26 protein-coding genes are annotated in these 24,080 nt (G+C 52.3%); 14 read left to right on the forward strand and 12 right to left on the reverse strand.

Features of this window, described 5'->3' with window-relative positions:
* Window positions 1-91: 91 nt before the first annotated feature.
* Window positions 92-1,201, reverse strand: a complete 1,110-nt coding sequence (locus NST37_RS21300) for a sugar diacid recognition domain-containing protein (protein WP_339186807.1) — start codon at window positions 1,199-1,201, stop codon at window positions 92-94.
* A gap of 175 nt (window positions 1,202-1,376) precedes the next feature.
* Between NST37_RS21300 and NST37_RS21305 the strand changes: the two genes are divergently transcribed.
* The 7 genes from NST37_RS21305 to NST37_RS21335 all read left to right on the forward strand — a co-directional run bounded on the left by NST37_RS21305 (window position 1,377) and on the right by NST37_RS21335 (window position 9,344).
* Window positions 1,377-2,519, forward strand: coding sequence for a glycerate kinase (locus NST37_RS21305; RefSeq protein ID WP_003389998.1), 1,143 nt, complete (start codon window positions 1,377-1,379; stop codon window positions 2,517-2,519).
* A 21-nt stretch (window positions 2,520-2,540) separates the two neighbouring features.
* Complete coding sequence (locus NST37_RS21310) at window positions 2,541-3,647, forward strand: 2-keto-3-deoxygluconate permease (protein WP_338463224.1); 1,107 nt, start codon at window positions 2,541-2,543, stop codon at window positions 3,645-3,647.
* Between the two features lie 108 nt (window positions 3,648-3,755).
* Entirely contained in the window at window positions 3,756-5,042 is a 1,287-nt protein-coding gene (larA, locus tag NST37_RS21315; RefSeq protein WP_339185778.1) for a nickel-dependent lactate racemase, read from the forward strand.
* Between the two features lie 102 nt (window positions 5,043-5,144).
* The gene (locus tag NST37_RS21320; protein WP_339166601.1) at window positions 5,145-6,710 is read left to right on the forward strand and encodes a spore germination protein; all 1,566 of its coding nucleotides are present in this window, start codon (window positions 5,145-5,147) and stop codon (window positions 6,708-6,710) included.
* Between the two features lie 17 nt (window positions 6,711-6,727).
* Window positions 6,728-7,927: a Ger(x)C family spore germination protein gene (locus NST37_RS21325; RefSeq protein WP_003390003.1), complete on the forward strand. Its 1,200-nt coding sequence runs from the start codon at window positions 6,728-6,730 to the stop codon at window positions 7,925-7,927.
* A 6-nt stretch (window positions 7,928-7,933) separates the two neighbouring features.
* Window positions 7,934-8,170, forward strand: a complete 237-nt coding sequence (locus NST37_RS21330) for a hypothetical protein (RefSeq protein WP_003390004.1) — start codon at window positions 7,934-7,936, stop codon at window positions 8,168-8,170.
* Window positions 8,171-8,231: 61 nt separating this feature from the next.
* Window positions 8,232-9,344 (forward strand): endospore germination permease, encoded by a 1,113-nt coding sequence (locus NST37_RS21335; RefSeq protein WP_003390005.1) that lies wholly within the window; start codon window positions 8,232-8,234, stop codon window positions 9,342-9,344.
* 103 nt (window positions 9,345-9,447) lie between these two features.
* Here the strand turns inward: NST37_RS21335 and NST37_RS21340 are convergent, their stop codons facing one another.
* Window positions 9,448-10,161 (reverse strand): hypothetical protein, encoded by a 714-nt coding sequence (locus NST37_RS21340; RefSeq protein ID WP_339185779.1) that lies wholly within the window; start codon window positions 10,159-10,161, stop codon window positions 9,448-9,450.
* A gap of 112 nt (window positions 10,162-10,273) precedes the next feature.
* Between NST37_RS21340 and NST37_RS21345 the strand changes: the two genes are divergently transcribed.
* Window positions 10,274-10,564 carry a hypothetical protein gene (locus NST37_RS21345; protein WP_024985542.1) on the forward strand — a complete coding sequence of 97 codons (291 nt, stop codon included), beginning with the start codon at window positions 10,274-10,276 and terminating at the stop codon, window positions 10,562-10,564.
* A gap of 23 nt (window positions 10,565-10,587) precedes the next feature.
* On the opposite strand, the gene NST37_RS21350 is transcribed toward NST37_RS21345, so the two are convergent.
* The 4 genes from NST37_RS21350 to NST37_RS21365 form a co-directional block, all read right to left on the reverse strand.
* Entirely contained in the window at window positions 10,588-10,989 is a 402-nt protein-coding gene (locus NST37_RS21350) for a DUF5360 family protein (protein ID WP_024985541.1), read from the reverse strand.
* Window positions 10,986-11,123 carry a hypothetical protein gene (locus tag NST37_RS21355; RefSeq protein WP_155808075.1) on the reverse strand — a complete coding sequence of 46 codons (138 nt, stop codon included), beginning with the start codon at window positions 11,121-11,123 and terminating at the stop codon, window positions 10,986-10,988. Before NST37_RS21355 ends, NST37_RS21350 begins: the two co-directional genes overlap by 4 nt.
* Window positions 11,120-11,695, reverse strand: coding sequence for a TetR/AcrR family transcriptional regulator (locus tag NST37_RS21360; protein ID WP_024985540.1), 576 nt, complete (start codon window positions 11,693-11,695; stop codon window positions 11,120-11,122). The genes NST37_RS21355 and NST37_RS21360 overlap by 4 nt, the downstream gene beginning before the upstream one ends.
* Window positions 11,696-11,786: 91 nt before the next feature.
* Window positions 11,787-13,235: a PLP-dependent aminotransferase family protein gene (locus NST37_RS21365; RefSeq protein ID WP_024985539.1), complete on the reverse strand. Its 1,449-nt coding sequence runs from the start codon at window positions 13,233-13,235 to the stop codon at window positions 11,787-11,789.
* A gap of 99 nt (window positions 13,236-13,334) precedes the next feature.
* Between NST37_RS21365 and NST37_RS21370 the strand changes: the two genes are divergently transcribed.
* A complete protein-coding gene (locus NST37_RS21370) occupies window positions 13,335-13,916 on the forward strand; it encodes a GNAT family protein (protein WP_003390011.1) in 582 nt (193 codons plus the stop codon).
* 242 nt (window positions 13,917-14,158) lie between these two features.
* Here NST37_RS21370 and NST37_RS21375 read toward each other — a convergent pair whose 3' ends face one another.
* From NST37_RS21375 to NST37_RS21385, 3 genes are read right to left on the reverse strand one after another with little or no spacing between them, the layout of a single operon-like run.
* Window positions 14,159-14,473 (reverse strand): multidrug efflux SMR transporter, encoded by a 315-nt coding sequence (locus tag NST37_RS21375; RefSeq protein ID WP_003390013.1) that lies wholly within the window; start codon window positions 14,471-14,473, stop codon window positions 14,159-14,161.
* Window positions 14,473-15,186 (reverse strand): multidrug efflux SMR transporter, encoded by a 714-nt coding sequence (locus NST37_RS21380; RefSeq protein WP_227278035.1) that lies wholly within the window; start codon window positions 15,184-15,186, stop codon window positions 14,473-14,475. The genes NST37_RS21375 and NST37_RS21380 overlap by 1 nt, the downstream gene beginning before the upstream one ends.
* Window positions 15,158-15,964: a MerR family transcriptional regulator gene (locus NST37_RS21385; RefSeq protein ID WP_003390015.1), complete on the reverse strand. Its 807-nt coding sequence runs from the start codon at window positions 15,962-15,964 to the stop codon at window positions 15,158-15,160. Before NST37_RS21385 ends, NST37_RS21380 begins: the two co-directional genes overlap by 29 nt.
* Window positions 15,965-16,209: 245 nt before the next feature.
* Here NST37_RS21385 and NST37_RS21390 point away from each other — a divergent pair, with 245 nt between their 5' ends.
* The 5 genes from NST37_RS21390 (at window position 16,210) to NST37_RS21410 (ending at window position 19,038) form a co-directional block, all read left to right on the forward strand.
* Complete coding sequence (locus NST37_RS21390; protein ID WP_327956475.1) at window positions 16,210-16,557, forward strand: metalloregulator ArsR/SmtB family transcription factor; 348 nt, start codon at window positions 16,210-16,212, stop codon at window positions 16,555-16,557.
* On the forward strand, window positions 16,554-17,075 hold the full coding sequence (locus tag NST37_RS21395; protein WP_339185781.1) for an SRPBCC domain-containing protein: 522 nt from the start codon (window positions 16,554-16,556) through the stop codon (window positions 17,073-17,075). The genes NST37_RS21390 and NST37_RS21395 overlap by 4 nt, the downstream gene beginning before the upstream one ends.
* 262 nt (window positions 17,076-17,337) lie before the next feature.
* Window positions 17,338-17,931: a TetR/AcrR family transcriptional regulator gene (locus tag NST37_RS21400; RefSeq protein ID WP_339185783.1), complete on the forward strand. Its 594-nt coding sequence runs from the start codon at window positions 17,338-17,340 to the stop codon at window positions 17,929-17,931.
* Window positions 17,932-17,998: 67 nt separating this feature from the next.
* Window positions 17,999-18,490 carry a hypothetical protein gene (locus NST37_RS21405; protein WP_339185785.1) on the forward strand — a complete coding sequence of 164 codons (492 nt, stop codon included), beginning with the start codon at window positions 17,999-18,001 and terminating at the stop codon, window positions 18,488-18,490.
* Between the two features lie 89 nt (window positions 18,491-18,579).
* Window positions 18,580-19,038 (forward strand): GNAT family N-acetyltransferase, encoded by a 459-nt coding sequence (locus tag NST37_RS21410; RefSeq protein WP_024985461.1) that lies wholly within the window; start codon window positions 18,580-18,582, stop codon window positions 19,036-19,038.
* A 131-nt stretch (window positions 19,039-19,169) separates the two neighbouring features.
* Here NST37_RS21410 and NST37_RS21415 read toward each other — a convergent pair whose 3' ends face one another.
* From NST37_RS21415 to NST37_RS21425, 3 genes are all read right to left on the reverse strand, one after another.
* Window positions 19,170-19,775 (reverse strand): hypothetical protein, encoded by a 606-nt coding sequence (locus NST37_RS21415; protein ID WP_031931677.1) that lies wholly within the window; start codon window positions 19,773-19,775, stop codon window positions 19,170-19,172.
* Window positions 19,776-19,844: 69 nt separating this feature from the next.
* A complete protein-coding gene (locus NST37_RS21420) occupies window positions 19,845-21,293 on the reverse strand; it encodes a ribonuclease H-like domain-containing protein (protein WP_311068046.1) in 1,449 nt (482 codons plus the stop codon).
* Window positions 21,283-23,565, reverse strand: coding sequence for a DEAD/DEAH box helicase (locus tag NST37_RS21425; protein ID WP_339185787.1), 2,283 nt, complete (start codon window positions 23,563-23,565; stop codon window positions 21,283-21,285). The genes NST37_RS21420 and NST37_RS21425 overlap by 11 nt, the downstream gene beginning before the upstream one ends.
* Between the last annotated feature and the right edge of the window lie 515 nt (window positions 23,566-24,080).

Genomic DNA, 24,080 nt, shown 5'->3' on the forward strand with positions numbered 1-24,080 from the left:
TTTTTCCCGCATCCAAATTCACCACTTTTTTACACAATGGTGAAAGGTGGAAACAACTGAAACTATAAAAAAGGCGGCAGATCCTTCCCGTCTACCGCCCTTCCCCTTCTCCTCCCGCCTGATTTTGCTGCATCCACACTGCCAGCTGCAGCGAGACGGCGTCATGAAAAACCTGCGGATCGTAGCCGGTGCGCTCTTTGATTTTTGCCAAACGGTAGATCAGTGTATTGCGGTGGACATACAAATGTTTGGCTGCTTCGCCGATGTTCAGGTTGCTGGCAAAAAACGCCTCCAGCGTTTCGATCCCCTTCGGCGGGAGACCGGCAAATACGCGATCGAGAAATTTTTGTTTGGCCTGGCTGTCCATCCGCTTGATCAGCGCCTTCGTCTCGATATCCAAATAAGAGGTGATGCCCTGCTCCTGGCTTCCCAAGAGCAATGCCAGCTTTGCCTCTTCAAGCGACATGCCGATTTTCCCCGTCTCTGTCACCTGCGAGCCCAAACCGATCTTGAACGGGATCTCCTTTTGCTGCAAAAACAGTTGAATGGCTTCCAGCTTTTTTATGACTGTGCCTTCCTCCAGACCGGAAGTGAGGATGAACAACCGGTTTACGCTGCGGAATCCGACCAGCCATTTCGTTTCGCCGATCAGTTGCTCGACTTTTTGAATCAGCTCCTGATTTTGCATCGGAATTTCACGCATCTCGATGAGAGAGACCTGGAAAGGCTCCTCCAGTTTCATTTTCAGCAGGGCCAGCCTCTGCTCGACGGATTCTTCCTGAATCTCCCGCTGGATCAGCTCTTCAAAAATCATTTCCTTCAGCCGTTGCTTCCACTCGAGCTGGGAGGCCAGAAAGGACTGGTTGATCATCATCTCCGTAATCATTTTGACAAGCTCCCCAAACTCGCGGATCTCATCTGGCTCCCCCGTGATGCCGATGACACCGATCAGCTTGTCCTGAAAGACGATCGGCAGATTGATCCCCGGGCGCGCGCCTTTGTACTGGCGCTCATTGCTGCGGGTGATCATCAGCGGCTTGCCTGTCCGGATGACATCGGCAGCTCCCTCGTGGATTTCACCCACACGCGAAGCGTCTCCCGAAGCGATAATCGTTCCGGTATGGTCCATGATGTTGATGTTGCGGTTGAGGCGGTTCATCGTTTCGCGTACGATCTGTTTGGCAATCTCATAGGTCAGCATACTCAAATCTTATCCTTCACACATCGATTAAGCCAGCGCTTATTTATAATAAACAAAATTATGCGATAATTTGCACGGGATTTTTATGGATGGTAACCGATGATTTCGCGAATCCCCCTTCTCTATAATGAAAAGCAAGTTATGAAAGCGCTTTACAAAGGAGTGGAACGTCAGCGTGAAGGTTGTGATTGCACCCGATTCATTCAAAGGAAGCTTGTCTGCATTTGACGCTGCCCTCGCCATTGAAACAGGCATCAAAAAGGTTCGCCCCGAAGCCCGTACCGTTCTGGTACCGGTCGCAGACGGCGGAGAAGGCACGATGGAAAGTCTGGTCGCAGCGACCCGGGGACGCAAGGTACAGGTCACTGTCACAGGCCCCTTGAACACACCGGTGGATGCCGCCTACGGAATTTTGGGAGACAATGTCACCTGCGTGATCGAGATGGCGAGCGCGTCCGGCCTGTACCTGGTCCCGGCGGAGAAAAGAAACCCGCTAGTCACCACGACATACGGCACGGGCGAATTGATCAGACAAGCCCTGGATGACGGCTGCCGACGATTTATTCTCGGGATTGGTGGAAGCGCTACCAATGACGGGGGCATCGGCATGCTGCAAGCCCTCGGCATGAAGCTGCTCGACGCTGAGGGACATCAGGTCGGATTTGGCGGTGGCGAGCTCGAACGGATCGAGGTGATCGATGACAGCGGTTTTGACCCTCGCATACGCGAAGCGGAGTTTTTGATCGCCTCCGACGTCCAAAATCCGCTGATCGGTCCGGACGGGGCCTCCCACGTGTTCGGTCCGCAAAAAGGGGCCACTGCCGAGATGGCGGAAAGACTCGATCAATCCCTCCGCGCGTGGGCGGATCTGGTGAAGTCCAAAACCGGCATCCGGCTGCATCAACGGGCAGGGGCAGGCGCTGCAGGCGGAATCGGCGGTGCATTTCAAGCCTTCTTTCCTTCGTCCATGAGACGCGGTATCGACATCGTGATCGAGTATACGCAGCTTGACAAGCATTTGCAGGATGCCGATCTCGTCCTCACCGGGGAAGGACAAATTGACTTTCAGACAGCATCAGGAAAAACTCCGATGGGTGTAGCGCAGGTGGCCCAGAAACGCGGCATACCCGTTTTCGTTTTGGCAGGCTCGATCGGACGCGGTATCGATACCCTTTATCAGTACGGCATTCATAGCATTCATAGCATACTAAACGCGCCGATGTCCCTGCAGGAAGCGATGGAGCGGGCACCGGAGCTGCTCACACAGACGGCAGAGCAAGTATTCCGGACGTATCTGGCCAGGCAAAACCACAACTAAGCGTACAAGGGGGATTGTTGAATGAAAATCAAACGGACCATCGAAAAGGTACCCGGCGGATTAATGGTTGTTCCGCTGCTGCTCGGCGCCTTGCTGAACACCATTGACCAAATGCACATACCCGTTGTCATGGACTTTTTGAAATCCCTTGGGGTTGCTGCGACCAAAGACGGCCATTACGAGTTTTTGCGCATCGGCGGATTTTCCGAGGCCCTCTTTAAAAACAGCTCCATCATTCTGATCGCCCTGTTCCTGTTCTGCTGCGGCAGCCAGATGAATCTGCAGGTCGGCGGAACGGCGCTGAAAAAAGGCGTGCTGCTGACTGCCTCCAAGTATTTTACCGGCGTGATCATCGGCTTTCTGTGGGGAAAGCTGTCCGGCGACATGATGAACGGCTTCCTCGGCCTGTCGGCGATGACGATTATCGCCGCGATGACCAACGGAAACGGCGGGATGTATGCCGCCCTTACGTCCCAGTACGGGAATCGCTCTGACGTCGGCGCCGTTGCGGTCCTTTCGCTGAATGACGGTCCTTTCTTCACCTTGATGGCGCTGGGCATGATGGGTGCGAACTTCCCCTTCATCGCGTTTATCGCTGTACTGCTGCCGATCGGCATCGGCATGCTGCTGGGCAACCTCGATCCCGAAATGCGCGACTTCCTGAAGCCGGGCGAGCTGCTGCCCGTTCCGTTCTTTGCCTTTTCCCTCGGTGCCGGGATGGACTTTGCCACCTTCCTGAAAATCGAGGTGCTGCTCGGCGGCTTGGCGCTCGGCTTCATGACGACCATTTTGACCGGTTCTACAGGCATGCTGGTCTTCAAGCTGTTCCGCGAAAAAAGCCATATTGCCCCCGTAGCGGAAGCATCGACTGCAGGCAACGCCGTCGGAACGCCGGCAGCCATCGCGGCAGCCGCAGCCGTAGCCGCCGGTTCCGGCATGATGTCCGCCGCAGATGCACAGGCCTATCAAAATCTGGTGGAAATCGCGACCGCCCAAATCTCCATCTCCACACTGACTACGGCGATCCTCTGTCCTATCGGCGTGATCCTGGTCGATACGTGGCAAAAGAAGCGAGGTATCAACGGAAAGCTGGAAACCCACGAGATATCAAATACCATCCACACGTAACATCTAGTACATCCATGTATGCGTGTGCTGCCCCTGACAGACGTCAGGGGAGTTTCACCTTTCGGATCAAGACAATCATGACAAATACGTGTTGAAAAGGAGAGAAACATGAAAACGACATTGTTGTACGGCAAGCACGGACTGGAAGTAGAAGTGCCTGATCACTCCCTCATCCTGGAGCCAAAAAATCTTCCCGGACTGGCGGACGAGGAAGCAGCGGTACTGGAAGCGCTCCGCAATCCGATCGGAAGCGCCCCTCTCCGCGAGTTGGTTAAAAGCACAGACAAAGTGGCGATCGTAATCAGCGACATCACCCGCCCTACCCCCAATCACAAGCTCGTCCCCTGGCTGTTGAAGGAGCTGTCCCATGTGCCGCTGGAAAATTTCGTCGTGATCAACGGCACGGGCACCCACCGGGACCAGACGAGAGACGAATTCGTCCAGATGCTGGGCGACTGGGTAGTCGAACATGTACGAGTCATCAACCACCATTGCCATGAGAAGGATGAACTCGTCAAGGTGGGCGAAAGCCGCTTTGGCTGCGACGTCTACCTGAACAAGGAGTACGTCGAGGCCGACTTTAAAATCGTCACCGGCTTTATCGAGCCCCATTTCTTCGCCGGTTTTTCCGGCGGGCCCAAAGGGATTATGCCGGGCATTGCCGGAATCGAGACCATCCTCACGTTTCACAATGCCAGAATGATCGGCGATCCGCTGTCCACCTGGGGCAACATGGTAAACAATCCGGTGCAGGACATGACGCGGGAGATCAACAGCATGTGCAAGCCCGACTTCATGCTCAACGTCACCCTGAACCGCGAGAAGGAAATCACCGCCGTCTTTGCTGGCGAGCTCTACGAAGCGCATGACCGGGGCTGCGCTTTCGCCAAGGAGCACGCCATGATCCGCTGCGGCCACCGGTTTGATGTCGTCATTACCTCCAACTCGGGCTACCCGCTCGATCAAAACCTGTATCAAGCGGTAAAAGGGATGAGCGCGGCGCACAAGATCGTCAAGAAGGGCGGCACGATCATCTGTGCCTCGGAATGCTCCGACGGCCTGCCCAATCACGGCAACTACGCCGACATCCTGAAAATGCGCAAGACACCGCAGGAAATCCTGGACATGATCAATGATCCTTCGTTTAAAATATTCGATCAGTGGCAGGTGCAAAAGCAGGCGGTGATCCAGGTCTGGGCCGATGTGCACGTCTACTCCACGCTCTCCGATGAAGATGTGAGGATGGCCATGTTCACCCCGACCCATGACATCGAGAAGACCTTGGAGGAGTTGAAGGAGAAGTATGGAGAAGGTATGACGGTGGCTGTGCTCCCGCTCGGGCCGTTGACGATTCCGTATGTGGAGGAAGACGATCATCTGCAAACCGTTTTTTGATTTTTGACTGTTTAGACAAATAAAAAGTGGAAATAGTAAGGATAGGGGAAATTTCCCTATTCCTTTTTTTGTTTGCTGTATTTTGGCTTACCTACAAGACTGATGGGAGAACGGAGGCGGCTGGACGTGGAACAATGCGGTTCTCTTCGCAAAGAGCCGCTGCAGGCTTGCCTTGATGCGAATCTAAAGCGGATCAGGGAAATAAGCGGGGGCAGCACTGACATTATCATACGAGAAGTCAGAATTGGCCGATCAGAAATAAAAATGGCCATTCTTTACACGGAAGGGCTCGCCGATAAAAAAGTGATCACTGATTTTATTCTGGAATCTTTGATGCTTGCGATCAAAGAAACGGAGATTGATCTCAAGATATCCGACCGTTCGCATGTGTCTCGTGTTTTGCGGGATTTTGCACTTACCGTCTCCGACACCAACGAAGTCTCTGATTTTGATGACTTGTTTGCATTCCTGCTATCGGGAGATGCTGTCATCCTGGTCGATGGTTCTCCCTGCGGGATCGCGGCAAGCTCCAGAGGATGGAAAGACAGAGGAGTTTCAGAGCCCGCCGCACAGACAGTTGTACGCGGCCCCAGAGAGTCTTTTACCGAAACACTTCGGACCAATACCGCTTTAATCCGCAGAAGGATCAAAGACCCTCATCTCTGGCTGGAAACGATTCAAATCGGCCGAGTGACGAGAACCGATGTAGCCATCATGTACATCAAGGGGATTGCCAACGAGAAGATCGTGCAGGAAGTGCGAGACAGGCTCAAGCGAATCGACATTGACGGAATACTGGAAAGCGGGTACATTGAAGAGCTCATCCAGGACAAAACGTTCACTCCTTTTCCCACTGTACATAATACTGAGCGGCCCGATGCGGCGGCGGCGGGTTTGTTGGAGGGCAGGGTCGTGATCTTAGTCGATGGAACCCCTTTCGTCCTCATGGTCCCCGCTCTGTTTGCACAATTTCTTCAAGCGAGTGAAGACTACTATCAACGTTGGGATTTTGCCACTCTAATCCGCCAGATCCGCTATATATCGCTGTTTATATCCCTGCTTGTACCTTCCATGTATATTGCTATCACCACCTTTCACCAGGAAATAATCCCACCCCGCCTGCTCATAAGCTTGGCATCGCAGCGCGAGGGTGTACCTTTTCCCGCTTTTGTGGAAGCGCTGCTTATGGAAATTACCTTTGAAATCCTCCGCGAAGCAGGCGTCAGAATGCCGCGGGCGATCGGTCAGTCCATATCGATCGTCGGAACATTGGTCATTGGTCAAGCCGCGGTAGAAGCGGGCATCGTCTCTCCGGCAATGGTCATTGTCGTCGCCATTACAGCCATTGCGAATTTCGTCATCCCGGCATTCAGCGTGGGAATTTCGATTCGGATGTTGCGCTTCGGCCTTATGGCCTTGGCGGCATCCTTTGGTCTGTATGGCATCATCCTGGGCGTCATTGTCATCGTTCTCCATCTGTGCAGCCTGCGCTCCTTTGGAGCTCCGTACATGAGTCCATTTGCTCCTTTTCATCTGGCTGAACAGAAGGATACGCTTTTCCGCTTGCCGCTATGGGCATTGTTTTCACGTCCGAGAGCGATCAGTCAAAACGATACCATTCGCGAAAACAACGAGCATCCACATCCAGAATCCAAGCAAAATTCTTAAGAGAGGGAGCGATTCGGTTGCGTAAACCTATTACCATGGCATGCCTATTCCTGCTGCTTCTCGTTGTTTTGACCGGATGTTGGAACAGAAGGGAATTAAACGAGCTGGCAATCGCTGTTGCCATGGGGGTTGACAAGAAAGACAACGACTATCTGGTATCCATCCAAATTGTGAATCCCGGCGCGGTGGCAGCACAAAGAGCCGGTACGGACACCGCTCCCGTAATTACCTACTCTACACAAGGGACGAGTATTTTTGAAGCATTGCGAAGAACAACGACAAAATCGCCCCGCAAAATTTACTTGTCCCATATGCAAGTAATTGTGCTGGGCAAAGAGGTAGCCGAAGAAGGAATTGCAAAAGTGTTGGACTTTCTTTCAAGAGACCACGAATTCAGAACCGATTTTTTTCTCGTTGTTTCAAAGGATGCAACCGCCGAAGAAATTTTGAAAACCCTGACTTTGCTTGAAAAAATTCCTGCCAATAAAATGTTCCATTCTTTGCAGTCGTCAAATACTGCCTGGGCAGCAACAGGAAAAGCGACCCTCGACAAGTTGATATCGGACATGACCAGCGAAGGGAAGCATCCGGTCCTGACTGGCATTACACTTGACGGAGCGAAGGATATTGCCGGGACCAAAGAAAATATGCAGCGAATAGACTCGCGCGCTCTCTTGAGGTACGAAGGATTGGCTGTGTTTAAAAAAGACAAGCTCGTAGGCTGGCTCAATGAGGAAGAATCCAAGGGATACAATTACATTCAAAATGAGGTAAAAAGCACAGCAGAATATGTTGCTTGTCCCAATGGCGGAAATATAGCGCTGGAAATCATCCGCACCAACAGCGAGATGAAGGGAAAAGTCGTGCGAAAAAAACCGGAAGTAGCCATCGAAGTCCGCGTGGAAGCAAATATCAGTGAAGTACAATGCAATATGGATTTGGCCAAGGACAAAACGATTCGGGGCCTTGAAGCGAAAGCGGCGGAAAAAATAAAGGGATTTATGCAGCAAGCCATTTCAAAAGCTCAGCATAAGTACAAAGCGGATATTTTCGGGTTTGGGGAAGCTGTTCACCGGGCGGAGCCGGGATTTTGGAAGAAGGCAAAACAGAATTGGGATGAGGAATTTGTCGGCTTGGATGTTGACATGCGTGTAGATTTCAACATCCGGGGCCTTGGCACGATCAGCAATTCGTACTTGGAAACGAAAGAGGAGTAGATCAACATGTTGAAAGCTGCAGCCATCATTGCGGTGGGAATGATCATTGCCTGCATGGAGGTGCCGGCTTTAGTCAAAAACAGGTTCGTCAAGGAAGCATGGGCATTTTCCCTCTTGTTAACGGCCGGGATCACGCTCGGTGTCCTCCAAGTGCTGCATGTGCCGGTTCCGAGTCTTAGCGAAATGATTACCTTTATTTACAAACCGGTCAGTGACGGGATCCTGTCTCTATTTAAAGAGTAACAGCCTTTTCTCCAATTGTTCATTCCAGCAAAGACAATGGCAGAAATGAGAGGTGAGTACCATGCTGGAACAAGGAAAAATCAACATACGTCAATTGACGGTTCTTGTGATTGCCTTTACGATGGGCACCTCCTTTTTGCTGGGACCGTCTCCATTGGCGCTGGAAGCGAAACAAAACGCCTGGATCGCAGCCATTATCGGTATTGTTATCGATTTGGTGTTGATTGTTATGTATGTTGCTTTGGGAAATCTGTTTCCAGGCATGACCTTGGCCCAATACAGCGAGAAAATTTTGGGAAAATGGCCGGGAAAATTGATCTCCTTGTTGTTTTTCTCATTTTTCATTTTTCTTTCGGCACTGATGGTTCGTGATCTGGGAAACTTCATCGTGTCAAACGTGATGCCTGAAACCCCCGTAGAAGTTATACTGATTTCCTTCAGTATGGTGGTTGTGATCGCAACGCGATACGGGCTTGAGGTCATCGCCAGGACCACGGAAATATTTTTTCCCTGGATATTTGTGTCTCTGCTTTTTCTGACCTTCACACTGCTGCCGGAAATCGAGATCAACCAATTGGAGCCTGTTACGGAAGGCGGAATAAAGCCGCTGCTTGGAGCGGGGATACAATTTTCAAGTCTGCAAGAATTCGTCTGTTTTCTGATGTTGCTCCCGTTTGTCAATCGCCCGAAAAAAGTTCTGCATTCACTCTTGCTGGGCGCTGCCGCGGGTGGTGTCATTTTGATCATCATAACGGCTTTATGCATACTCGTTCTTGGCTCGGATTTTACAGCGAGAAATATTTATCCGTCCTTTGTGCTGGCCAAGAAAATCAGTATAGGCAACTTTTTGGAGCGTGTGGAAGTGCTTTTGGCTGGCGTTTGGTTTTTGTCCATATTTATCAAAACGACGATTACCTTTTATGTTTCGGCGTTGGGACTGGCTCAGAGTCTTGAGTTGAGGACCTATAAGCCATTAACGGTGCCTTTGGGCGTCTTAATGGTCGCACTATCCGTTTTGGCTTACCCGAACATTACCAAACTCCTTGAGTTCGTACCAAAAATTTGGTTTTCTTATGCGTATACGTTTCTGTTGCTGCTCCCTTTATTGTTGCTGCTGGTGGCCTTGATCCGGGGAAAATCCGAAGCGCCTCTTTCCATGGAGCAGAAGGACTAAGGACCAACGCACGATTCGTTGGGAGTCCATGATGTTCCGTCCATGCATGTTCCATCCACTCAGTACAGTCCTAAGCCCAAAGCTTCTGTACTGATTCCCGACCCTATTCATCGCTGCTTTCACGCTCTTCCGCCACCATCTGTTGAAACAACTGCTGAAACTCCCGTGACGCCCGAAAAACATACTGGCTGTCCTCAAATCGAAGCTTCAGATACGATCCGTCAGAGGCGACCCGAAACTCCAGTTGTTTGAAGCGGTTGTCCCTGTTATCTGTATCCTGAAACAATTTTAGCTCGTATTCCTCATCCATCCGCTCCCGCAGAGGCAAGCCCTCGATGTAGCGGGATTCCCGCAGAGCGGCATACAGCTTCCGCCCGCTCTCGTCTTTTTCGGTTTTGCTGTAAAAGCGTCGCATGTCCGAACTGGCAACATTCATAGCAAAACCTTTCCCCGTCAAATCCTCATGCAAATAGGTAGACATCTCTGTACGCGGGTACAGCGTGTTTTCGATCCAGTCTGCCACTGGCAAAAAGCCTGCCAGAAACATGATTCCCCCCAGCCAGACGGCCGCAAGCTTCGCCTTCTTGTTTCCATTCGTTCGCTTCACCAGAAGAATGGCGGCGATCAGTCCGAGCGGCATCGAAAGCTGGTTGAACGAAAAACGGAACATCGCAAGCAAGGTATAGCCCATCAGTTTTACAAACAGAAGCGGCTCCCTCTCTTTTGGTGTACGGAACCAGATCAAGGCCAACAGGAGCAGCGTTGTTCCGTACCCGAGCAAACTGACGATCAGCAGGGTATCGCTGCCGTGCTTCATCGTTTCACTCCCCCTCCACTCTCCTTTGCGCTTGCTTGAACGCTTGTTTTTGGCTATGGTAGTACTCGAGGGCACAACCCAGATAAAGAAAGACTCGAGGAGGCTCTGCCGCATGCTGCTGTTGACGGTTGTCACGTTTATCCTCTTGCTTGTTTCCCATATCTTTGTTTATCTTACCATTCAGAAGAAAACGACGACAAAGTCTCTTTCCTTTTTTATCCTTTATATCGCGCTTGCCTGCCCGCTTGTTTTCACCTTGCTCTATGAGCGTTCCAACGACATGGTCGGAGCCAATATCGGCCTCGGCATCGCCTTTTTGTTCACCTGGGCGGCGATTATCGTGATGTGTGCCGTGGGTTTCTTCCGGTTTATCAAAAAGCATATGAAACAGGATGAGATATAGCGGCCATATCTCCCGGAAACGCATTACTGGGAGGCCGCGGAGTCTAGCTGTTTCCCCGCAAACAGACGGTAAAAAAACAAGGGATACAAGAGCAAATACAGATTGGGGAGCCACCAGGCGGGATCGAAGTCCCCTTTGAACCCCCAAAAGGCGATGGCTTGCAGGCCGGAGCAAAAGGTCAGGACGAGCGAAACTTGCGCCATGGGACGCCAGTTTCGGTTTGCATGATAAAAATACAGACTCGTCAGTCCCGTAATGGAAATGAAAAGATCCAGGGGAAAAAACGACAGATTCCAGGCCACCATCAGCGGATTGGCGTAATCTGGATAGAGGTACTCGGGAGGGAGCCATTCGAGGAAGACAATGCTCCAGTAAACGAGAAAGCCGACGTCGGTCAACCAGAAAAAAGGTCTTAGCGCTTTCATTTCACGCATACCTCCCCGGAGACATCCGCGAGGCCCTCCGCTGTGCCTGCGATTTGCCCGGTGGTACCTGCGATTTGCCCGGAGATACCCGCAACTTCCAAACAAATGGCGCCAGACAAGTCCACCCACCTCATCGCTGCCCCTCCTTTTTCCCGCCGCCCGCAATCCCGTGCAGCAATATCTCAATCATCGCGTCCAGGGCATCTGCCATCGTCATGTTTGTCTCCTCTACGACCTGGCGATCCACCAGATGCTCAAGCGATCCGATATACATATGAATAAAGACGGGAATGCTCACCCGCTGGAATGTTCCCTCGGCCATTCCCCGCTCAAGAATATTCCGCACATGCTCCCACTCGTTTTGAAGACAATCCTCAACAAGCGCCCACTGCTCGGGGTAGTACCGCTTGAGCTCGTACCACAGACGGATATGGGTGCTGCCAAAGCCGCTGGGGACAAGTGCCAGCAAAAGCTTCAGTTTTTCCGTCAGATCGATGTCCGTACGCCCGATAATCTCGGCTTCCTTCTGCTGCAGCTCTTTGACTCCGCGCTCAATGATCACGGAGATCAGTTCTTCTTTGGAGGAAAAGTACCCGTACAGCGTTTTCGTGCTCATCCCCGCTTGCCGTGCAAGCTCCGCCATCGTAAACTTGAGCCCTTTGGTGTGGATTTCCCGAATGGCCAGCTGAATGATTCTCTCCTGCACGATTCCTGCCCCCTCTCGGAAATTTAGGAAACGATTTTGTTTTTCATATTTTCCTATCAAGGAGCAGTTTACTCCCAAATCAAGCTCTGCGTCAAGATTTGGAAGCAAACTTGGAACACTGCCCCCACCAAACATCGGCCAGTTTGCGGATACCCGGCTCGATTTTCTCCAATTCAATGCCGGCAAAGCCTACGATAAATTCTTTTTCGGTCGTTTCCGTACGAGGCGTCATCCACGTATAGGCTGCTGAGGCGATATTGATTCCGGCCTTCTTCGCCATCCGGGAAAGCTCCCTCTCCTCCACTTGGTGCTGGACTTTCAGCAGTACATGAAATCCGGCGTCCTCTCCGATCACTACAGTCCGCTCCCCCATGTGCTTCCGGACCGCCTGAACCAGCGTGTCGTGCTTTTTCCGATAGACATTGCGCATCCGGCGCACATGCTTTTCGAAATGTCCCTCCCGCATAAACAGCTCCAGCGTTTTCTGGTGCAGAGGAGATGAGGACTGCTCCAGCAGCAGCTCTCTCAGCAAAAGGTCGTAGGACTCAAGCAAAGACTCCGGCAGGACCATGTAATAGGTACAAATGGCCGGGGCCAGCACCTGCGAGAAGCCGCCCATATAGATCACATTGGCTCCCTGCACCAGGCCCTGAAGGGAGGGAACCGGCCTTCCGTGATACCTGAACTCGCCGTCATAATCGTCCTCGATAATGTAGGCGTCCGTCTTCTTGGCCCATTCCAGCAAGCGCAGCCGTTTGGCGATCGGCATGATCATTCCCCGCGGATACTGGTGGGACGGCGAAACCGCGACCAGCTCGACGCCGCTCTCTGCCAGCTCGTTTACATTCAGGCCATCCTCCTCCAGCGAGACGGGGATCACCTCATAGCCGTTTTGGCGGAAGGTCGATGCGATCAACGGATAACCCGGATTCTCGACTCCGACGCGGGCCACGCGAGCTTTCAGGAGCAGAGCGAGCAAGGTCAGCAGCCCGTGCTGGTCAGCCCCGATCACGATCTGCTCAGGTGAACACGAGACGCCTCTCAACTGGCGCAGATAACGGGCCAGCTCGGTTCGCAGTCCATACTCCCCCTGGGGGTCTCCGTAAAAAAGCAGGTCCAGGTGTTCATGCCGCAGCACTCTGTTGAACAGCCGCCGCCACAGGGCAAAGGGGAAGTGGGAAAAATCGTTTTTCGAGAGGTGAAAGTCATAGGGGTACGAGGATGCATCCCGATGCTGCAAGCGAGGGACGGTCAATTTTGTTTCCCTCTCCTCTGCTCTCTCCACCTGCTGATCGGCCAGTGGCTGAACGTAGTAGCCGCTTTTTGGCTTGCTGGCGATAAAGCCTTCCGCGACTAGCTGCTGGTACGCCGTTTCCACCGGGGTCGTGCTGAGTCCCAGCAGATCAGCCAGCTTGCGGACAGAAGGCAGCTTGACATGCTCGGACAACGCCCCTGCGATAATCTGCCGCTTTATCTGCTCGTAAATTTGTACGTAATGGGGAATCCGGCTGGAATCGTCCAACTGCGGTGCGAAAAGCATCGGTGAACCTCCATCTGTCCTTTTACTTTTTGCGAAACTGTCCATTTCCAAGTATACACATTTTCGCTATTGTAAGGTATCAAAAGGAGGCATCGAATCATGCATACATCCGCAAACAAGCCTGTCCGGTTCCTCGAAGGCGAACGCGTCTACCTTCGCCCTGTCGAGCTGGCAGATACCGATCTGTACTTTGGTACGCTCTTTCATCCGGAAACCCGCCGACTGACCGGTACACAGCGCAGCTTTACCCGCGAACAGATTCACCGCTACCTCGACGCCAAGTCCCAGGATTCTTCCAACCTGCTGCTGCTCATCGCCCTGCGGGACAATGACGAAGTGATCGGCGACATTGCGCTCCAATCGATCGATCCGGTCAATCGGAATTGCAATATTCGCATCGCCATCAACGAACTGCAGCATCAGAGCAAAGGCTTTGGAAGCGAGGCAATGCGCCTGCTGCTCGGATACGGCTTTGGCATCCTCAATCTTCACCGGATCGAGCTCAACGTGTTTTCCTACAACGAACGAGCCATCCGCGCCTATGAGAAGATCGGGTTTAAACAGGAAGGCGTCCAGCGCGAGGCTCTCTATTACCATCACCAGTACCACGATTCCGTCATGATGAGCATGCTGGCCCGCGAATACCGGGAGAAATACGGGGCTCCCACTCCCCAGGCGTAAGTTTTTTCAAGCTGTCGAAACGATTATATGGCGGGCAATCCAGCGCTCTTTTATGTGGCAATTCAGCTAATTGGGGCTCTGTTGTACAGATATGTTACTTTTAAAGGATAAACCCGTTTCTCTTGTACGGGGTTATCCTTTTATTTTTCAAGGTGGGGCCTGTAGGTGGCAACTGCCGCCGAGTCCTGCCGACCGATGGACCGCCAGTTGCCCATGGCCCCTCTCTACAAGCGTGAGCAGTTTCAATCTGCCAGTTTCAGTCCAAGAACAGTCACGATAATTCCCGCCATGCAAAACAGCCGCAGTCGGCTTCGCGGTTCGCGGAAAAACACCATACCGATGGCCGCAGACCCGAGTGTCCCGATACCCGTCCAAACGGTATAAGCCACGGATAACGGGATTTCTTGCATCGCGTGCGTCAGCAGACTGAAGCTGGCAAAGAAGCCGCCGTACAGAAGGAGATTATTGCTCCAGCTATTATGCTCGGCGACTTTTTTGATCCCGATCACGCCGATAATCTCAAGCAGCCCCGCCAAAATCAAATAAGCCCATGCCATTATCCGTCCCCCTTTACACTGCGCGTTTCAGAAGCTTTCAGACCGATGATAAACACGACAAGCAGCAGAACGAAAATCACCTTGACCGCAGAAAGCGGTTCTTTCAAATAGAGCGCTCCCGCCAGGATTGTGCCTACTGAGCCGATACCGGCGAAAACCGCATAAACGGTGCCGACTGGCAATACCTTGGCGGCCCGGATGAGCAGATCGAAGCTGGCAAAAATCGCGATCAGCGTATGAAGACCGATCGATCCGGTCTTGAAGCTGACAGCCCATACGATTTCGAGTATGCCTCCCATGAGGACGTATACCCATGCCCTGCCATGCGATAGCGTTTTTTCCGCGGCTCTTTGGTTCGATGCCTCTTTATTTGCGGCTTGGAAACCTGCCGATGGGGCAGGCATAGGATTGACTGCCCGCTTTTTCGGAAAGAAAGCAAACCACAAAGCCCACAGCGTGTGGATGGTCATGATCGTCGTCCAGACGGAGCTGATTTGATTGCCGAGGGCTTCCCGGTACAAATCAGGCTCCCGGTACATGATCCAGTTCACGATCTGTTCGATATAGGGATTGCCCGAAGGCCCGGAAGCAGGGGCAAGCCCAAACATGTAGGCCATTCCGAAGTGAGCGGCCGCAAAAACAGCAAAATGCCATCGCCAATATCTCCATTGTTGTTTCCCGTACTCATGATCGCCGACGGTCATCCTGCTCATCCCTCTCCTTTCCTCTCTCTTTCTCGTACCACTCAACGATTTGATCGATATAGGCCATCAGCTTGTAATCCAGGCCGTAAACGACGGGAGCATCGCCAGGCGAAGGCCTGATCAGTTCCCAATACTTTTCCATCACCTCCGTATTGCCTCCGAAAAATGCTTCCGCGCAATCCATAACCCGCTTTGCCAGGCGCTGTGCGACAGGTGATTGCGGAGGCTCGTGCATATGGTCCCGGATGTCCCTCAGCAGCTTGACCCATTCGTCGGCCTTCGGATCGTCTGTATCGAATGTCGGCAATCCGTCAATAACCTCGATTTCCTCCGGCGTAAAATGCTCATTGAAAAATTGCTCGCGAGATTCGTCGTTGCTCGGCTCTTTCTCAGGCTGCATCGCCTGAATAAACGAAAAAATGTCGTCGGTGCGAAAATCGCCCGTGATTTCGATCGAATACAGGGTGTGAAACAGCAATCGCTCCAAGCGCCGCAATCGCTCCATTTCTTCCCTGATCGTACCGATTTGTCCCCGGATCGCCTTTTTCCAGCGTATTTCGGCCGGGAGCGCATCCTCGGCATTGAGAATGTCCTTGATGCGCGACAACGGAAATCCGAGCTTTTTGAGAGCCGTGATTTGCTGCAGTTTCAATACATCCTCTTTTGAGTAATACCGGTACCCCGTCTCGGTTACCCTGGACGGTTTCAGCAAGCCCAATTCATCGTAATAATGCAAGGTTCTCACCGAGATATTTGTCCTCTTGCGCAGCTCACCGACACTGTACATCGCAGATACCTCCACGAAAGAATTCCGCTTCCTGCTATTTACAATAAACCCTGACGTATGCGTTAGGGTCAAATTTTTTTCAAAAGCACATTCTCATCCAAGAGACTCCAACCGTCCCTGAAAAAAGTATCCTCCTGTTTTTGTTATTTAAGTATTTACTTTATAAAGAAATGAATTTATTATTCAGTTACAACATCAGGTTCAACCGACCGTATTCACGATTACGACCTGGGAGGGAGGAATGTATGCCGAACGATCTGTTTTCCGCTCTCGCTGATCCGACGCGGCGCAGTATTTTGGAGATGCTCGCTGACAATGACGGGGTTCCCGCATCGGCGATCCACGACCAATTCCAAATCAGTCCGCAGGCTGTTTCCCAGCATTTGAAGGTTCTGCGCGAGGCGAATTTGGTACATGTGGAAAAGAAGGCGCAGCAGCGAATTTATCGGATTAACACCGAGGCGATGATGGAATTGGAGAAATGGACCGAGAGCATGAAAGATCGATGGAGCAAACGCCTTGATGCATTGGATGCTGTTTTGAGAGCCGAGATGGAAAAGAGCGCGAAACACAAAAAGGAGGATTCCAAATGAATCAGCGTACAAATGGGCAAAACCTCGTCATTACCCGTGTCTTCGACTTCCCGGTCGAACTGGTCTGGAAGGCTTGGACGGACCCCAAGCTGGTTATGCTCTGGTGGGGGCCGACAGAGTACACTTCGCCACGCTGCGATATCGACTTCCGTGAAGGCGGGAAATACGTATTTTGCATGCGGGCTCCGGAAGACCACGGCGGACATGAATTGTACTCCGCCGGCTTCTACAAGAAAATTGTGCCGATGGAGCGTATCGAATTCACGCAGAGCATGGCCGACAAGGACGGAAACATCATCGATCCCGCTCAGGCAGGCGTCCCGGACTACCCGAAGGAAATTGAATTTGTGATCGAATTTAAAGCTCTGGGCGAGCAAACCGAACTGACGATTACCGAATCCGGTTGGACGCCGGGTCAAATGGCCGAATACGCCGTAATCGGCATGAACCAGTCGCTCGACAAGCTTGCGGAAAACGTAGGCTCGCTGCATCGGGAAATGAAGGAGAAGCAAAAGTAAGTACTGCATAGCCAAACCATGGTTTAAAGCTTCCCCCCCTGTCGTCCTCCCCTCGCCTTTCCGGCCAGCGGAGGGCGGCCTTTTTACGGGTGCCTGTTTGTGCAAAGCAAAGCGCTACGGCATCGGTTCGTACTCGTATTGTTATAAACACCTGTGTGATCAGAAGCAGAATTTCTTTTGATTCTTTTCTCTTCTTGAAAAATGGTTTATGATGAACATGCAACACGTTAGTATTCGCTAACATTGATAGAGGGGGGAAAATATGAGCTCGGGCAATCCGCATCTAAGTACCGGAGACAAAATTTTGTTGGCAGCCATCGATTTGATGGCCGAGAAAGGCTACAAAGGCGTTGCCACAAAAGAAATCTCGGCCGCGGCCGGTTTAAGCGAGATGACGCTGTTTCGCCACTTTGGCAGCAAGCAAAAGGTTCTCGAAACCGCAGTCGACCGCTTTTACTATACCGTGGAGATGAAACGGATTTTTAACGAAGAACTGGTGTGGGACTTGCAAGCGGACTTGTTCCTCGTCAGCAAAACGTACCATCAGATCATGAATCGCAATCGAAAAATCGTTATGATCGCGCTAAAAGACGGCGATTATTTGCCCGGGTTTCGGGAAAAGGCGAACAAACATCCACAGCAGCTAAAAGAATTGTTGACGGACTATTTCGCAGCCATGCAGAAAAGAGGCTTGATGATCACAACCGACCCGGAGGTCCAGGCCATGACCTTCATGTGGATGAACTTCGGCGCATTTGTAAGCAGCCTGACCAGCGGCCAGTTGATAACAAGCACTTCCATCGACGAATTTATCGAATCGAGTGTTCAGTTATTTGTCAGAGCTTTGACGCCATAGTTTTTAAAACAGTTGTTGTTAGTTAGTACTAACTATCATTTGCTTTCGCAACGTCAGTGAGGAGGTTATGATGATGGAAAACAATCCGCTCCAGAGGAAAGTGGAAAGAAGGAAGCACTTCTCGCACGATTCCGAAAAGCCGATCGGCTGGTATTTGAAACGGGTTGATAAGTTGATCACGCAAAACGTCAACGACATGTTCGCGCCTATGGGCTTAACACGCACCCATTGGCAGGCCCTCAACAACACATACCACGGACGCGTCAAAACAAGGGAGGACTTGCACGAACTGATTCACGACTTTGTCGATTTGAAAACATTGGACGAAGTCATTGACTCCCTGGTGCAAAGAGGCTGGATGATTCGTACAGAGAAGCCGGAGCTCGGCATTACCGAGCTTGAACTGACAGGCGAAGGCAACGAAGCATTTCCAAGACTTGATGCGATTCTTTTTGAATTCGATAAACAGGTGTTTCAGGGGATCACGGAAGAAGAATACAAGACGGCGATCAAAGTGTTGAACCAATTGATTTGCAATTTAAACCATACTGCTCACTAGACTTTCCATTTCCCTCTTCTTTTTCGCATATCGAAAAGGAGCAAGACTATCCCACCCGATCAGAAAATTGCGCTTGGAGGCGATTCGATTTGGAGATAAGAACGAGACTGGCAGTAGAAAGCGACGCACAGGAGCTGGCCAGGTTAAACCAGCTGTTCAACGGTGGCGACAGGAGGCCTGTACCGGAAATCGTCGAGAGCATGCGCACGAGCAGCGAGTTGATCGCCGTAGCGGAATGCGATGGCAAAATCGTCGGATTCGGCTGCGCACAACACTTCCAATCATTCTGTTACGAGGAGCTCCTGGGAGAAATAACGGAATTGTATGTGGAGAAGTCCGCTCGGGGAAAAGGATCGGCTGCTTCCTTGATTGCTTGCTTGGAATCACACCTGATACAGCGCGGAGTCACGGAAGTGAAGGTATTGACCGGCAGACAAAACGCCGCTGCGATTCGGACATATAAGCGCTGCGGCTATGCAGTCGATGACGAGGTGCTGTTCAAAAAACTGCTGAGCGGAGAACCGCCGGATACACAAGCGCTACCGTGAATAAAAAACAGGCAGCAGCTGTTTCGGATTGTATTTTCGAACCCGAATTTGCCGCTGCCTTTTTTGTAATTGCGAGTAGCGAGCGAGTCGAATTTTCGCCTGCTAACTTGTATCGTCCACCTAAGGCGTATTTATAAATTAGCGACTCTCTCCAGCTTCGCCTCCGCTTCGAGCAAACGCTTGTTGAGGACGTCGATTTTGGACTCATGTGTTTCGGTCTTCGTTTTAACAAGCTTGAGCATGCCCAGTACCTCATCCTGCTGGGAGTGTTCGATCCGGTTTACGGATTTTTGCAGTTCGTCCAGCCTCGATTCGACGCGGTCCAGAGAGCTTTCAAAATCTTGCAGCTTGGGTTCTACATTGCCTTGAAACGCTGTCAGCCTGGTATCGAGCCCCACTATTTTCGACTCCATCCGATCTACCGTGCTCTGGAATTCCGTCATTTTCGACTCCATCCGGTCTACGGTGCTCTGGAATTCCGTCATTTTCGTTTCCATCCGGTCTACGGTGCTCTGGAATTCCGTCATTTTCGACTCCATCCGATCTACGCTGCTCTGAAATTCCGTCATTTTCGTTTCCATCCGGTCTACGGTGCTCTGAAATTCCGTCATTCTCGTTTCCATCCGGTCTACGCTGCTCTGGAATTCCGTCATTCTCGTTTCCATCCGGTCCAAGCGGTTCGTCAGCTTCTGAAATTCAGCAAACATCCTGTCCAAAACGTTTTCCAAATCAGACATCCGAAACACTCCCCCAGTCTTCTGTGTTCATTATACAATAGCAGCTATGCTTTTGTACCAAAATGAAAACTATACCAGGCCGCCGCCGTAATCCAGATCCGGGCCCGCCTGCGTTCGCAGCTTCTGTTCCAGCCGCTCGATCCGCTTGCGGTACGCTGCCTCCTCTGCTTTGGACCTGCGGCGCAGCAGCGCCGCTTTCTGCTTCCACCGGTCATACCCGGCTTCCGCGAAGAGAAGCGCCTTCTCCAAGTCCTTTACCTGATGCTCGTACAGCTTGGCCATCTCGATCAACACATCTTCCGGGAGAGTGACCCCGGAATTGCCGAGACCCTCCCATACCAGCAAAGCCCGGCGCCAGTCCTTTTGCCTCTTGTAACAGCTCCCCATCGCGATACGAGCCTTGTCGCGAAGCGGATGAACGCTGTCGGCAACGAGCCGGTACGCCTGCATGGCCCGCTCGGTATCGCCCAGCGCTTCATACCATCGCCCTACCTTGAATCGCTCTTCCTCAGAGATGTCGGCCTGCTGCTCGTGTGACAGCAAGAGTGCTGACAGATGAATGTAGAGCGTGATCAGGGAAAGGACGTCGATTTCATTGTGCCGCAAAACCCCTGCCACCGTGTCCGGGTTTTTGTCGGTCAAATAGTCAAAATACCGGATAGGAGCCAGATACCCCGGGACATCGTCTTCCCTCACCACGCCCAGTTTTTCCCGCTCGATCAGGGAAAGCCGGCAAGACTCCAGATCCTCCCGCCACAACCGCCGCGCTCCGTGCAGCAAATCGTAATGGCCAAATGCCGGAAGCCGGGGAACAAGATCACGCAATAGCGTGTGCCGGGTCTTTACCTGCGGCCAGTCAAATGACTTCCCGTTGTACGTCACAAGGTGGGTAGCCGTCTGCGAATCCTCCAAAAAAGAGCGGTAGAGCGCTGCTTCCGAATAAGGAGCGGCCAAAAAATGCTGCCTGACGATGACGCTCTCGCCGTCCATTCGGCTGTGCCCGAGCAGAAAGACCGTGTTTCCCGTCCCGCCGTGCAGCCCCGTCGTCTCCGTATCGAAAAACAGCAGGTCCTCCACTGATCTCCCGGATGCTGACAGGGGGTGTTCAAACCCGGCCCTCTCCCATGCCGCAATCGTCTCGTACAAACCGGCAAATGCATAATGGCCATGCCTCTGGCTGATCGGGTAGCGCACCTCCCGTACCATGACATGCTCGTCTTCCCAAAAGTACGGCTTGGCTCCCAGCTCCATCCATTTGTCCATGAACGGAATTTCTTCCATATTAGCTTGAGAATTGACAGGCGCCGAGTCAGGTTGTGCAGTACCGCGGGCTGGTTGAGGTGCACTGAAGGGCGTCGGTTCATGCCCCGCGGAAGGTGCTGGCTCGAACGGACCGGAAGACGCCGGTTCCAACATACCCCCGGCTCTTCCGGTATCTTTCAACCGGCTCCCTTGCTGCTGAGGCGCTTCCTTGGTCAAATGGTCCTTGAATCGATTCAGCTTGCTTTTAAGAGACATGCAGACTTCCTCCCTGCGCCACCCGCAAGAGCGTGCGCGCCAATTCCTTTCCACCGTCCTCCGCCGCGCCCACACAGGACGGGCAGCCTGATTCGCACGGACAAGAGAGGATCAGCTCCTCGGCCCTCGCGAGAATCGTATCCATCTCTTTGTACACCTGCTCGCTCAAGCCGATGCCGCCAGGGTAACGGTCGTACAGAAAAATCGTTGGCGCCCCGGAATGGATGGCCTTGCGTTGCGGGATGACGTGGAGGTCCATGCGGTCGCACATGACGAACAGCGGAGCGACGTGCTGCAGGACGTGCGCGAGTCCGACCAGGCCGCGCTCTACCTCGCTTTTCCCCACTACATCCAACACCTGCTCGGAAAAGCTGAGCCAAGCGGCATTCGTATGCAGCTCCTCCTCGGGCAGGTGAATCGGACCGGAGCCGATGTTTTCATGCGTCTCGAATTTGATCTTTTTGAAAATCGTCGCCATCGCATTCACAGTGACTTCTCCGTAGGCAAATTCCGTCTCGGCCGCCCGCCGCGTCTGGTCTTCCTCCAGCACCCTCAGTTGGACAGCCAGGTTGGCATCGGTGTAGTAGTCGACCTGGACTTCCCTGACATAGGCCTTCTTCTCCTCGTAGTCCAGCTTTTCCACCTGGTACTGCGTCCCTTGATGCAGGTAAATGGCTTCGTCATGCAGGAGGGTCATCGAGCTGAAGCGGTCCATTTCCCCGATTACCCTTTCGTTGCCCCGCTCGGAAATGTCAATGATCACGACGTTTTCTTGGGAAGCCGAGCGCAGACTGATGTTGTGGGCCGGGAAAGAATCGTTCATCCAGAACCACTTTCCTTTGGCATGGTGCAGGATCTGCTCCTCGGTCAAAAACTCCAGAATCTCCATAATCTCGGCTCGTCCAAAACGGTCCCCTTTGGAAAAGGGAAGCTCGTACGCCGCGCATTTGATATGGTCGACGAGGATAATCAGGTTGTCCGGATTGATCCGCGCGGACTCCGGACTCCGCTCGAAAAAGTACTCCGGGTGCTGGATCACGTACTGGTCGAGCGGCGTAGAGCTGCCGACCAGCACGACGACCGATTCCCCCTGACGGCGGCCTGCCCGTCCGGCCTGCTGCCATGTGCTCGCAACCGAGCCGGGATATCCGGTGATGACGCATACCTGGAGCTGGCCGATATCTACCCCTAGCTCCAGCGCATTGGTACTGACTACACCGATGATGTCTCCCTGGCGAAGCCCCTTCTCAATCGCCCTTCGCTGGCTCGGCAAATAGCCGCCGCGATAGCCCTGAATCGTCTTTTCGCCCAGCTTTCGCTTGATCAGCTCCTGCAGGTATTTGAGCAGGATTTCGACGCGGACCCGGCTGCGGGCAAACAAGATCGTCTGAATGCCATTGGTGAGAAACAGCTCGGTGATGTCCCTGGCCTCCAGCGTCGAGCTGCGCCTGATGTTCAACTGCTTGTTTACGACAGGGGGATTGTAAAAGATGAAGTGCTTTTTTCCGGCCGGAGCGCCGTTGTTGTCCACCAGCACGACGTTTTCCTCTGTTAGCTGCTCTGCCAGCTCGCGAGGGTTTGCGATCGTGGCAGACGTGCAAATAAACTGCGGGCTGCTCCCGTAAAAGGCGCAAATCCGTTTCAGGCGGCGGATTACGTTGGCCACATGGCTTCCAAAAACGCCCCGGTATGTATGCAGCTCGTCGATGACGATGTATTTCAGATGTTCAAAAAAGGAGACCCATTTGGTGTGGTGAGGCAAAATGGCAGAATGAAGCATGTCGGGATTGGTGATTACGATATTGCCGGCTTTGCGGATCGTCTGTCTGATCTGCGCCGGGGTATCGCCGTCATACGTATCCGACTTGATCGACAGCCCCATCTCGTCGATCAGCTCGTGCAGCTCGCTTTTTTGATCCTGGGCCAGCGCCTTCGTGGGGAACAGGTAAAGGGCTCGTGCCTCCGGGTTTTCTGTCAGTGTTTGCAAGACAGGCAAGTGATAGCACATGCTTTTGCCCGAAGCGGTAGGAGTCACAGCTACGATGTGCTTGCCTTCGCGGGCATGACGAAAAGACGTCTCCTGATGGGTGTACAAGGAAGGAATCCCTCTTCCCGCCAGAGCCCCCCGAATTCTCGGGTCCAGATCATCAGGAAAAGGAACGGTAGCGGCTTCTCGGGGTGGTATGACCTTCCAGTGCTCTATGTTTGCGCGAAAACGCTCATCCTGTTTCAAGTTTTCCAGTATCTTCGCCAGATCCATTTTGATTTTCATCTCGTTCACCTTCTTTCACTTATTTTACGAATGAATGTTCGGGTTGTAAATGCATGAAGTCCTGGAATCAAAATAAAAGCCGCAGTCCGGATCGTTAAACTGCTGTACATCCGCGAGCATTTAAGTGGACAACCCTTTTTAAAATCGGTAATCTGGAGATGAATCTCTTTCGTCAACGAGATTTTTCCCTTGCAGTTTTGCGACACGTTCGTCTCTCATGTTCGCGCTGAAAACCGGTTCTTACTCGCGTTTTCCTGCTCAGAGCATGATACGGGATTTATACAGACGCGATCGAATGCATGGACGCGGATTCTTTTGGCAATAATAAAAAGTTACGTAGTGTTACAAGGTAGGTACTCAGAGTTACTCGTTACTCAGAGTTAATCAGACTTACTCAGAGTTAATCAGAGTTTACTCAGAATTACACGGAATTGTGGCAGAATTAAGCAGAGTTACGCAGACTAGCACGAGCAACTAGCACTACCACCGGCCCTGAGCCGGGTTCGGCAGTTTCC

It is taken from the genome of Brevibacillus sp. FSL K6-6036 (assembly GCF_037964015.1).
Classification (GTDB): Bacteria; Bacillota; Bacilli; order Brevibacillales; family Brevibacillaceae; genus Brevibacillus; species Brevibacillus borstelensis.